This window comes from Empedobacter stercoris, from assembly GCF_020281205.1.
In the GTDB taxonomy this organism is placed as follows: Bacteria; Bacteroidota; Bacteroidia; order Flavobacteriales; family Weeksellaceae; genus Empedobacter; species Empedobacter stercoris.
This window is the reverse complement of sequence record NZ_JACXZC010000018.1, coordinates 1-12805: the sequence shown is the minus strand read 5'-3', so window position 1 is coordinate 12805 and position 12805 is coordinate 1. Positions and strand designations below refer to the sequence as shown.

The following is a 12805-nucleotide window of genomic DNA, read 5'->3' as shown; positions in this document are numbered from 1 at the left end:
TTAATAGTGAATAAAGAGATAAAAAAAATCAAGGTTTTCCAAATGGAAAACCTTGATTTGAGATATAATTATATGAGGATAAAATTATATTAAAAAAATGTTATGAAGGATTTTGTTCACATAAAGGATTAGAATTTAATTCTGAACGAGGAATAACCCAAGTCCATCTTAAATCTGTAGCCGGAACTTCCCATACGTTGTTTATAACAGCTGCTACAGCACCAGTATCACGACGATTAAGGGCAGATTTTGTACGTTTTAAATCGAAGAATCTGAATCCTTCTCCCCATAATTCGATACGACGGTGTAAATACAACTCGTCTAAATAAGCTTGTCCCGATGTTGTAAATGATGTAAATTCTGTATCTCTTGCTTGTGCTAATTCAGTCAAAACACTCTTAGAACCTGCTTCGTCTCCTAAATAATATTTTGCTTCGGCTTCTATTAGGTACATTTCTGCTACTCGCATAAAAGGAACATCACCCAACGCAACATTATTATCTTTATTTTTTGTTAAAAATTTTTGAGATGTATATGGGTATTTTGAATAACTCGATGGCAAACCTAAGTCTGGATGATTTCCTGTTGGATCAACTACTTGCGCACGAACATCCGATGTTGGAAAAGCAGCATATAACTTATGATTCATCACTTTTGGAGCTTGACGAATTTGTGTTGAGTTATAATTACGAGACATATATGCATGAAAGTTTCCAAAGAAATCAGTTTGATCATCTTGAATTGCAATTCCCCACATCCATTCTTTATTGGTAAAATCATTAAAACCTTTCAGATAATCTTCTGATGGCATCAATGTTTTATTCTTTCTTGCTAAAGCCGCATATTGTGCTGCTTTCGCATAATCTTGTTGCACCAATGCGACACGAGCTTTAAGTCCTTGTACGTTATCTAAAGAAAAATGTGAGTTGTGTAGTTTAGAAATACCTGTTAATTGTTTTTCAGCTTGATCTAAATCTGACCAAATTTGTTTATACACTTCTTCTACTGTAGATCTTTCTTTAGGATCTTCCATTAACTCTGGTGAAGGATCTAAGCGAATAACTACTCCTAATTGAGAATTCGTTTTTCCTGCTTCGTATCTATTAGCATACAATTGAACTAATTGAAAATAGCCAAAAGCTCTGTAAGCATATGCTTGTCCAATTGCATTATTCTTTAATGTTTGATTACCTCCTGCATCTTGCCCATATGTAATAACATTATTTGCATTACGCATCATAGAGTACCAAAAATTCCATGGATAAGCGATATTTCCTGAAGATTCGTTGTTAATATCTAACCATCTCAATGTAGAAACGAACCATCCGTTACCTGTAGAAGGAAACACAACATCATCACCTAATACATCACTTACAATTAATTGGGCTGTATATCCATTTTGACCTTGTGAAGAGTTTTGTCTAACATACATATTTCTATGCATCCCGTTAATAATCGTCATCAAGTTTTCTCCTGTAGAATATGCTGTTTCATCTCCAATTTCTGAAGTAGGAATTGTATCTAAGAAATCATCAGCACATGATGTTAAGGATAGAGAAGTCCCTAAAACTATTGCTGCTAATATATATTTTACTTTTTTCATTGTTTATTTTTTTTAAAATTGAACATTTAACCCTACACTCACAATTCTTGATGGTGTATAACGGTATGATGTTGTTCCATTAAATGACTGCACAGGCTCTAAACCTTTTCTAGCTGTCCAGCTTACAAGATTTTCTCCACTTAAGAAAAGTTTTAAAGAAGACAATCCAAATCTGTCAATTTGATCTTTCTTAAAAGAGTATCCAAATGTTGCTGATCTAAATGCTAAATAATCTGAATCTACCAACCAACGTGATGAAGCTGCTAAATTTTGGCTCACATTATTAGTTGATAATTTAGGAATATTCGTCACCTGTCCTGGAGTTGACCATGCATTTAGCATATCAGTATGGATTGCTCCTCCATCTGGTGCTGTGTCAATTAAGTTAGCATAATTTCCATCGTAAGTTTGTCCTCCAATTTGATAAGTAAACAATGTATTCAAGAAGAAACCTTTGTACGAAAAGTTATTAGAAAAACTTCCGTATACATCTGGAATAGAAGATCCTACATATCCATACTCTGCGTTATTATGGTTCACAGTATAGGCTTTCCCATCAATGATACGAGTACTTGTATCGTTTGCTTTTTCAGGATCTTGCACATATAATGCACGACCATCAGAAGGGTCTACACCATGATACTTTCTTAACCAAAAATCGTATAAAGAGCGACCTACTGCCAAACGTTTTGTTCCGTTAATAATTTCTTCTTGACCATTTGGCATTGTTAAGATTTCATTTTTGATTGTAGATGCATCTACATTTAAATCCCAACGGAAGTTTTCGTTACGAATAATACCGAATTGTAAAGCAATCTCAATTCCTGAATTCTCTAGATCTCCAATGTTTTTGTTAAAACTATTCCCTGGTACTCCTGATGAGTTTGGTGTTGGAACTGCGAAAATTAAATCTTCAGTTTTACGTTTGTAATATTCAACACTACCGGAAATTCTATTATTTAAGAAACTAAATTCTAATGCAACATCAAATTGCTTATTTGTTTCCCATGTTAAATCAGGATTACCCATTTGAGATAAATAAATACCTCCATTCATCCCATTATTGTATCCTAAATCATATAAATTCAAATCAGCTTGATATCCTGGTGCTTCGGACATTCCTCCATCATTCCCAACTTCTCCATAAGATGTTCTTAATTTTAATAGATTAACAAAACTTGAATCTCTCAAGAATGATTCTCTATGGATATTCCAAGCTGCACCTGCTGACCAGAATGTTCCTTTATCTCTACCTTGTGCAAAACGAGAAGATTGATCTTGTCTTACCGAAGCCGATAAAGAGTAAGTACTATTGTAATCATAATTAACACGTCCAAAGTAAGATTCTTTTCTTAAATCGATTGAGTATCCAGTATTACTTGTATTTACGATAAAGTTTGATAATTCTCTAATCCCTCCAACAACTTCGTGTGTTTTTCTCGTATAAGCATATTGTATATTACGATCAATAGACTCGTGTCCTAAATCTACTTGTAAGTTATGTAGTCCGAATGATTTTTGATAAGATAAAATTTGATTTAAAGTTAATGATGTTGTTTTTTGTCTTGTAATCCCTAATGCAGCTGTACCAATTGCATCTCCAATTTCTTTGTTCTGATAAGATTTGAAGTTATAATTTTGGATATCATATGCAACATTCGTTCTAAAAGTTAATCCTGGCAACAAATTAAACTCTGCAAAAGTTCTGGTGAAAACAGCATTCGTTTCACGAAAACGATCGTTTAATAATGTTTCTTGCAAAACATTACGTCCTACTCCTGCTCCTGCTCCACGACCTCTTGTAAAAGTACCATCATATCTTACGTTACCATTTTCATCGTACATTCTTTTCCCTTCATCATCGTATAAATACGGTGAATATATTGGCCCCATAAAACGTGCAGTATAAAATGGATTAATATAAGATGAACCTTCTCCATCTTCTGCTTGTTTAGATTTTGTTAATGCACCCGTTATATCTGTACCAATTTTCAACCATTTACTTACACGAGAATCTACATTTACACGAGCGTTATATCTTTCGAAGTCAGATTTTATAATATAACCTTCTTCATTATTATAACCTAAAGATGCAAAGTAATTTGTATCATCAGAAGCACCTGCATAACTCAAGTTATATTGTTGAAGAGATCCAACTCTAGTCACAGCATCCATCCAATCAAAGTCGTTATACAACATTGACGCATTTGGGTTCAACTCACCATTAATAATCACCTCATTATTTGGAACATTATAAATGTTGTTTTTCAAATTCTGAGTTATCAAATTATTTGATGCCCATTGATTCGCTTGTTCTACTGTAGCATTTGGGTTTGATTCTAAATAACCATTACGCATTGATGTCCAAGTCAATTTATAATAATCTTCAGCTCCTACCTTAGCATACTCAGGCACCCCTCTTGTTACAACTCCGGTATTCGAGCTAAATGTGAACTTCCCTTTATTTCCTTTCTTCCCCTTTTTTGTCGTAATCATTACAACTCCATTTGCAGCTGCAGATCCGTATAATGAAGTAGATGAAGCGTCTTTTAGAACACTAAACGATTCGATATCATTCGGATTAATATCAGACAAAGACCCTGTGAAAATAGCACCGTCAACAACAAATAATGGTGAATTTGATAAATTATAAGAAGAAATACCTCTTATTCGAATATTAGCACCAGAACCAGGTTGTCCTGTAGAAGTTGAAAATTGAACTCCAGGAGCTCCACCTTCTAAGGCTTTTGCAACATTAGTTAATGCACGATCTTCAAAAACTTCAGATTTAATCTGAACATTAGAACCCACTACGGTTTCTTTCTTTTGAACACCATAAGCTGTAACTACAGTTTCTTGTAAATCTACAGTACTAGTTTTTTTAGGATTGATTACTCCTAAATTATTACTTGTAACTATATACTCTTCGCCATTAATAACTAAAATATCTCCAACTTTAGCATCAATGTCAAAATTTCCATTTTCGTCTGTATACACAATATTCTGAGTTCCTTTTACAGAAACTTCAATGTCAGACTCTGGAAAACCATTTGCATCATTCACTGTCCCTTTTGTTTGAGCAAATACAAGTGTACTTAACCCAAGAAAAACGATCAATGATAAAGAAGTCATTTTTTTTCTCATGTGTTTTCGATTTATCTAATGCAATATTAACATTTTTTAACACATTTCCAAAAAAAATCATAATTTTAACACAAAAAACCACCTATAATTACATATTTTTAATTACTCAATATAATCTTTTGTTATTTAACACATTAAAAAACACTTTCAATGCAAACGCTTTTTGAAAACGAAAAATTCAAATGGATTAATTTACATAATCCAACTAAAGAAGAATTAGATGAAATTGCAACAAAATATAATTTTCAGAAATTAACGATAGAAGATAGTTTAGAACCTGGCCATTTACCAAAATACGAATCAGATGATCAAAATGTTTCGTTTTTATTGATTCGGTTTTTTGATAAAGAACATCGCATGTTGAAAAACATCATTCGAGAATTTAGTCACAAAATCAGTATTTACATAGGAACTGATTTTATAGTGACTGTTCATCAAAAAGAAACGGATATGTTTGATCGTATTCAGGAAAAATATCTTTCAAATCCTGATTTATCCAAAATAACGATTAAAGGAATTTTGTATCGAATCATTTCTGAAACAATCAAAACTTACGAACAACCGGCTTACAGAATGGATGAAGGTGTTGATTTATTAGAACAAATGATTTTTTCAGATGATTTTAGAAGAATCAAACTTCAAAACCTTTATCAAATTAAACGAGAAGCAACCGCTTGTAAAAAAATATTAGATTATACATTAGAAGCGTTGAAAGAATATCGATTAGATCATAAACGCACAAGTTCCTCTCAAGATTTAATCGAAGAGAATGTAAAAATGCTGCATTTACATTCACAAATTGTTGATGATGTCCAAAGTTTACTATCTATTTATCTTTCGATTAACGGTCAGAAATCGAATGAAATCATGCAAACTTTAACCATTTTTTCGGCCTTTTTCTTACCCTTAACATTTATCGCTGGTATTTATGGAATGAATTTCGATTTTATGCCCGAATTGAATTACAAATTAGGTTATCCAATTTGTTTACTTATCATGTTATTAGTGGTAATTTTTATTTACTTTTGGTTCAAGAAAAAGAGATATTTATAATTCAGTATGATTTTCGTAACGGGAGGAACAGGTTTGGTTGGTGCGCATTTGTTGGTAGAATTAGCAAAAAAGCAACAGCCTATTCGTGCTTTAAAACGAAAAACATCCAACACAAAAACCATCGAAAATTTCTTTGCAGAACAAAATGCATCGCAATTTTATAGCTATATCAATTGGATTGATGGTGATTTGTTAGACGTCACAGAACTTCCGAATTTATTAGAAGGAATCGAAACAATTTACCACGCTGCTGCATTTGTTTCATTTGATGAACGTCAAGAAGAAGAGATTTTTAATACCAATATTTTAGGAACAGAAGCATTGGTCAACGAAGCGATAGATACCGGAATAAAGGAGTTTTTCTTTATCAGCTCGATTGCTTCCATGGATGATATTAATCCTGTTACAAAAATGATTGATGAACTTTCTCCTTGGAACAATAGCTTAACGCATTCGTCGTATTCTATTTCAAAATTTAGAGCTGAGATGGAAGTTTGGCGCGCTTCACAAGAAGGTGTTAAGGTGATTATTATTAACCCTGGTGTCATCATCGGGACGTTAGATACAAAACGCGCAAGCGAAAGTTTGTTCCAACAAAATTCCTCGAAAAATGATTATGCTCCTTCTGGCGGAACAGCTTTTGTTGATGTACGAGACGTTGTCAACATTTTATTTCAGTTGATTGACAAGCAACTTTTTAATCAAAAATTCATTGTAATTTCTGAAAATAAAACATACAAAGAAGTATTTGATTATGTCGCAATCAATAGCAAGCGATCTGTAAAAAATGTTTCGAATTTAACGTTAAAAATCATTAAAAACCTTTCTATTTTCAGTCGCATTTTTGGAGGAAAATACATGACGAAAGCCAATTATTATTCGTTAACATCTGTGACAAATTACGATAATTCTAAAGTCGTAAAAGCATTAGATTACAATTTCATTTCGGTAAAAGATGCCGTGGATTATCATTATACTCGTTTTCAAAAACTAAATTCTACAAAATAGTTTACTTTTGTTTTATGGAACAACAATTCATTTCAACACTTTCAATAACTGCTTCAGAATTAACATCAGGAAGCGTTTCAGCTAAAAGTCCATCAAATATTGCGTTGGTTAAATATTGGGGAAAAAAGAAAAATCAAATTCCAACCAATAGCTCTATCAGTTACACATTAACGAATAGTTACACGGAAACTGAATTAAGATTTTCTCCAAAAACTTCAGATACTTTTGAGGTAGACGTTTATTTGGAAGGTGAATTAAAAGAAAGTTTTGCACCAAAAATCATTACTTTTTTTGAACGAATTACCGCTTATATTCCATTCTTAAAGCATTATAAATTTGAAGTTCATACGCACAACTCTTTCCCACACAGCTCTGGAATTGCTTCTTCGGCATCTGGAATGTCTGCATTGGCGTTATGTTTAGTGCAAATAGAAAATTTATTAGGCGCAAATTTATCTGAAGAAAATGCTTTGAAAAAAGCTTCTTTTTTAGCACGTTTAGGTTCTGGAAGTGCTTGTCGTTCGGTTTACAAAGGTTTGGTTGAATGGGGAGTAAATGACTTCATTGAAGGAAGTTCAGATTTATTTGGAACAAAATATCCTGATGCAGAAATTCATGATGTTTTCAAAACTTTTCATGATACCATTTTATTGATTCACGAAGGTCAAAAATCAGTTTCTTCTACTGTTGGTCATAACTTAATGAATGGACATCCATATGCGGAACGTCGTTTTGTAGAAGCAAATGAAAATTTAGAAAAATTATTAGCTATTCTGAAAGCTGGTGATGTGAAAGCATTTGGAGAATTAGTAGAACACGAAGCCTTAACGTTGCACGCCATGATGATGATGTCGAATCCAGCGTTTATTTTGATGAAACCAAATACAGTTGCAGCTTTAGAAAAACTGTGGGAATTCCGTCGTGAAACTGGAAATCAGTTGTATTTTACACTTGACGCAGGAGCAAATATACATTTATTGTACCCTAAACAAGATGCCGAAGCGATTGAAATTTTTATTGAAAATGAATTGAAACAATTCTGTCAAAATGGAAATTGTATAAAAGATAAAGTGAGTTTTTAATCACTTATAAATTTTATTAAAAAAGTCTCAAAAATAAATTTTGAGACTTTTTTAATTTTAAAGAAATATATGATTAATAATTTCCTGTTGTTGCTTTTCCTTGTACAATGGCTAAAGCAGACGATGTTCCAATTCTTTTCACGCCTAAAGCGATCATTTTTTCAGCTTCTTCTGTTGTGCGAACTCCGCCAGAAGCTTTCACTGGAAGCGAACCTGAATTTTCAAGCATCAATTTAATAACATGCTCATTTGCTCCATTTGGTTCTCCATTTTCAGTTTTATAAAAACCTGTAGAAGATTTTACAAAAACTTTTGATGCTTTTTCTTCACCTGCTTTTTCTAAAACAGTATCACGAATTAATTGTGTTATAGCAACAATCTGTTCATCTGTTAAAGCAGCAGTTTCGATAATCCATTTTACAACTTTACCTTCACGCAATGCGACTAATGTTGCAGCTTCTACTTCTTCTTTTACTTTATCGCTATCACCTTTTTTGAACGCTTCGTAGTTTACTACAAAATCTAATTCATCGGCTCCATCAGCAATTGCTTTTTGCGCTTCTCTCAACTTTTCATTCAAATCGTAAGTCCCTTCAGGAAAGCCAATTACAGTTCCCAAAACAACATTCGATTTTTTCTCATCCAATAATTCACGAACTGATCTTACATAATCAGGACGAATCATTACCGCATAGATATCATTATCAATAGCTTCTTGTGCTAACTTATGCACCATCTCTAATGTATCAGAATTCGAAATACCTGCTTGTTCAGGTGTTTTAAGATACGTCGAGTCTAAATATTGATTAATATTCATCTTTGTATATTAAAGTTTTATTTGTCTATCTATTGGTTGCTCCAACGAAATTATAGTTTCTGTACGTGTAACGCCATCAATTTGCTGAATTTTCTTGTTCAAAACATTCATTAAATGAAGGTTATCACGACTCAGAATTTTCAAGAAAATTCCATAATTTCCCGTTGTAAAATGAGCTTCGACCACTTCTGGAATTTCTTCCAAAGCTTTAACGACTAATTTGTAAGATGAAGGTTTATCCATAAAAACCCCAACAAAAGACATTGTATAATATCCTAAAATAGATGGATTAACGATAACTTTTGTCGAATTAATTACACCCGAATTTTCTAACTTCTTTATACGTTGATGAACCGCTGTATTTGATATTCCTAATTCTTTTGCCAATTGTGACACAGGAATATTAGCGTCATCCATAAAAGCATTCAGAATCAATTTATCAATTCCATCAATCTCTACTTGACCATTTTCGTGGATTCTCACCTTTTCTAAAATTAAACCGCTACAAATTTAATATTTTAAAATGGTATAAACGGGAAAATGATCGCTATATCCACCGAAATATTTTCCACCAACAAAAGTTCTAAATGGCAAACCGCTTGATTTCCCGCCACTATTCTTCAGAAAATTCGCATCAAAAATAGCTGTTTTGATATATTCTAAATTTGATTGTGAAGTTAAAAATCCTTTCGAGAAAAGTTGCTGATCAAATAACATCCATTGCTTTTTAAAGACCATAGAACCTCTTTTATAGGATTGAAGACCGACCATTGGATTGAATAGCTCGCTTCTGTTTACCTCATCTTGTTTGGCACGAGTATTTAATTCGTCTATCAAATCAGGATTTGTTGGAGAATCATTAAAATCTCCCATCACAATAATTTTTTCTAAATGATTTTCGATCAACAAATCATTTATTCTTTTTCGAATAGTTTTAAAAATATGTTGACGCTTTAGTTGATTAATTTCTTTATCTATTTTAGAAGGTAAGTGCACAATAAAAAGATGAACAGTTTCCTTCATTAATTTTCCTTTGACATACAAAATATCACGTGTATAAGACTTGTTATCAAACTGATCTTTGAATACAAATCGAATTGGTTCACTTTCCAAAACTTCGAAAAACTGTTGACGATAAATCAAGCCTACATTTATTTTTCGTTCGTCCAATGATTCATACAAAAGTGTTTTGTAATTACCTTCTTTCAAAAAATCATTGTGCGTTAAATCTTGTAAAACGTCATCATTCTCCACTTCTGCCAATCCTACCAAAAAAGGTAATTCGTTGGTCTCTACTCTTCCAATTTTTGAGATACAAAACGCAATCTTGTTTAATTTAGTTTCGTATCGATTATCTTTCCATTTGATAAAATTGCTGGGTAAAAAAGATTCGTCAGAAGATTTAGAATAAAAGTTTTCGACATTATAAAAAGCGATTGTCGCGAAATTTTGTTTCAAAAGAATTGTTTTTGCTAAATTAAGAAAGAAAGTAAGTTTATAAAAATCTTGCAAGAGTTAAAGAAACATTTTAAAATATAAATTAGACATGAAGTTGAAAATAAAAAGGTCTAAAAATTATCAACTTGAACAATTTTCAATCAATAAATTATCAACTTGAATACCTATCAAAAATCATGTTAAATATTATGCTAAAATTCGTGTAAATGATTGATTTATGGTCAATTTAATCTGTTAAATATTGTATATTTGCAAAGTTTGCAGTTTCTGCAACAAGAACTGAAAAGATGTATTTTTAATTGACTATTATTAGAATAGTCTCAAAAAAATTTAAAACATAATGTCAAAAATTCATTACACACTTACGGATGAAGCTCCGATGTTGGCAACTCATTCATTTTTGCCAATCGTTAAAGGATTCACGAAAACAGCTGATATTACAATCGAAGTTCCAGATATTTCTTTAGCTGGACGTATTTTAGCTAATTTTCCAGAATTCTTAAAAGAAGAACAACGAGTTCCTGATGCTTTAGCAGAGTTAGGAGCTTTGGCGACTACACCGGAAGCTAATATCATCAAGTTACCAAATATTTCGGCTTCTGTTCCTCAATTAGATGAAGCAATTGCGGAATTACAAGCAAAAGGTTTTGCTGTTCCTAATTATCCAGCTGAACCAAAAAGTGAAGAAGAAAAAGCAATTAAAGCAAAATATGGTAAGGTTTTAGGATCTGCAGTAAACCCAGTTTTACGTGAAGGAAACTCTGACCGTCGTGCACCAAAAGCTGTTAAAAACTATGCTAAGGCTAATCCACACAAAATGGGTGCTTGGACAAAAGATAGTAAAACAGAAGTTGCTTATATGACATCTGGTGATTTCTATGGTACTGAAAATTCAACTACATTAGAAAATGCAACTGACTATACAATCAAATTTTATGGAGAAGATGGTTCTGTACAAGAATTAAAAGCTGCTGCGCCTTTAAAAGCTGGTGAAGTAATTGATTCTTCTGTAATGAACTTAAACTCTTTAAAATCATTTGTTCAAGAAGCAATTCAAGAAGCAAAAGAGAAAAATGTTTTATTGTCTGCACACTTAAAAGCAACAATGATGAAAATCTCTGATCCAGTTATCTTCGGAGCTATCGTTGAAACTTTCTTCAAAGATGTTTTTGTAAAATTTGCTGAGACTTTCAAAGCATTAGATATTAATCCAAACAATGGTTTAGCCGATTTATTCGAAAAAATCAAAGGTCATGCGCAAGAAGCAGAAATTAAAGCTGCTATCGAAGCTGATTTAGCAAATGGACCACGTGTTGCAATGGTGAATTCTGATAAAGGAATTACAAACTTCCACGTTCCTTCTGATATTATTGTTGATGCTTCTATGGCTGCATTAGTAAGAAACGGAGGTAAAATGTGGAACAAGGATGGTGCTGAAGAAGATACTGTAGCAATTATCCCAGACCGTTCTTACGCTGGTTTCTACGAAGCTGTTGTAGACGATATGAAAGAAAATGGAGCATTAGATCCAACTAAAATTGGTACAGTTCCTAACGTTGGTTTAATGGCTCAAAAAGCTGAAGAGTACGGATCACATGATAAAACTTTCCAAGCTCCTGCAAATGGAACAATCAAAATTGAAGATGCTAACGGCAACACTTTATTAGAGCAAAAAGTTGAAGCAACTGATATTTTCAGAATGTGTCAAACAAAAGATGCACCTATCCAAGATTGGGTAAAATTAGCAGTTAACAGATCTCGTTTATCTGATACACCTGCAATTTTCTGGTTAGATAAAGAAAGAGCTCACGATCAACAAATCATCAAAAAAGTTGAAAAATACTTAGCTGATCACGATACAACAGGTTTAGATATCCGTATCATGGACGTTAAAGATGCCATGAAAGAAACATTGAAACGTGCAAGAGAAGGAAAAGATACAATTTCTGTTTCAGGAAACGTATTACGTGACTATTTAACAGATTTATTCCCAATTTTAGAATTAGGAACTTCTGCTAAAATGTTATCTATCGTTCCATTGATGAACGGAGGTGGATTATTCGAAACTGGTGCGGGTGGATCTGCTCCAAAACACATCGAACAATTCGTAGAAGAAGGTTACTTACGTTGGGATTCTTTAGGAGAATTCTTAGCTTTACAAGCTTCTTTAGAGCATGTTTCTCAAACGCAAGGAAATGCAAAAGCACAAACTTTAGCTGATGCTTTAGATGAAGCAAATGCAAAATTCTTAGCAACTGATAAATCTCCAGGACGTAAATTAGGAACTATCGATAACCGTGGATCTCACTTTTATTTAGCTATGTATTGGGCAGAAGCTTTAGCAAACCAAACAGCCAATGCTGATTTAGCAGCTAAATTCGCTCCAGTAGCAAAAGCAATGCAAGAGAATGAAGCAAAAATTAACGAAGAATTAATTGCAGCACAAGGTCAACCACAAGAAATTGGAGGTTACTACAAAGCTGACTTCGTTAAAACAACTGCAGCAATGCGCCCATCAGCGACATTAAATGCAATTGTAGACGCAATCTAAGATTTCGAAAACAATGTAACGTCCTGAAAAAATGATACAGGATTAGACCAATAAAATTTTATTTTAAACAGTACATATATTCGTATTTG

At 32.8% G+C, this 12805-nt stretch carries 9 protein-coding genes; 4 read left to right on the top strand and 5 right to left on the bottom strand.

What is annotated here, in order from left to right; genetic code table 11:
* Positions 1–100 precede the first annotated feature (100 nt).
* Positions 101–1603, bottom strand: coding sequence for a RagB/SusD family nutrient uptake outer membrane protein (locus tag IF125_RS09335; RefSeq protein ID WP_171623277.1), 1503 nt, complete (start codon positions 1601–1603; stop codon positions 101–103).
* 12 nt (positions 1604–1615) lie between these two features.
* Positions 1616–4747, bottom strand: coding sequence for a SusC/RagA family TonB-linked outer membrane protein (locus IF125_RS09330; RefSeq protein WP_225542298.1), 3132 nt, complete (start codon positions 4745–4747; stop codon positions 1616–1618).
* A 150-nt stretch (positions 4748–4897) separates the two neighbouring features.
* On the opposite strand from IF125_RS09330, the gene IF125_RS09325 reads away from it, so the two are divergent.
* From IF125_RS09325 to mvaD, 3 genes are read left to right on the top strand one after another with little or no spacing between them, the layout of a single operon-like run.
* Positions 4898–5800 (top strand): CorA family divalent cation transporter, encoded by a 903-nt coding sequence (locus IF125_RS09325; protein WP_225542297.1) that lies wholly within the window; start codon positions 4898–4900, stop codon positions 5798–5800.
* 6 nt (positions 5801–5806) lie between these two features.
* Entirely contained in the window at positions 5807–6808 is a 1002-nt protein-coding gene (locus IF125_RS09320) for an NAD-dependent epimerase/dehydratase family protein (protein WP_225540303.1), read from the top strand.
* Between the two features lie 14 nt (positions 6809–6822).
* Complete coding sequence (gene mvaD, locus IF125_RS09315) at positions 6823–7890, top strand: diphosphomevalonate decarboxylase (RefSeq protein WP_225542296.1); 1068 nt, start codon at positions 6823–6825, stop codon at positions 7888–7890.
* Positions 7891–7963: 73 nt separating this feature from the next.
* Here mvaD and deoC read toward each other — a convergent pair whose 3' ends face one another.
* From deoC to IF125_RS09300, 3 genes are read right to left on the bottom strand one after another with little or no spacing between them, the layout of a single operon-like run.
* Positions 7964–8707: a deoxyribose-phosphate aldolase gene (deoC, locus tag IF125_RS09310; protein ID WP_225542295.1), complete on the bottom strand. Its 744-nt coding sequence runs from the start codon at positions 8705–8707 to the stop codon at positions 7964–7966.
* Between the two features lie 9 nt (positions 8708–8716).
* Positions 8717–9190, bottom strand: a complete 474-nt coding sequence (locus tag IF125_RS09305) for an Lrp/AsnC ligand binding domain-containing protein (protein ID WP_225542294.1) — start codon at positions 9188–9190, stop codon at positions 8717–8719.
* A 27-nt stretch (positions 9191–9217) separates the two neighbouring features.
* Positions 9218–10165 carry an endonuclease/exonuclease/phosphatase family protein gene (locus IF125_RS09300; protein ID WP_225542293.1) on the bottom strand — a complete coding sequence of 316 codons (948 nt, stop codon included), beginning with the start codon at positions 10163–10165 and terminating at the stop codon, positions 9218–9220.
* A 340-nt stretch (positions 10166–10505) separates the two neighbouring features.
* Here IF125_RS09300 and IF125_RS09295 point away from each other — a divergent pair, with 340 nt between their 5' ends.
* Positions 10506–12716 (top strand): NADP-dependent isocitrate dehydrogenase, encoded by a 2211-nt coding sequence (locus tag IF125_RS09295; RefSeq protein WP_225542292.1) that lies wholly within the window; start codon positions 10506–10508, stop codon positions 12714–12716.
* Positions 12717–12805 lie beyond the last annotated feature (89 nt).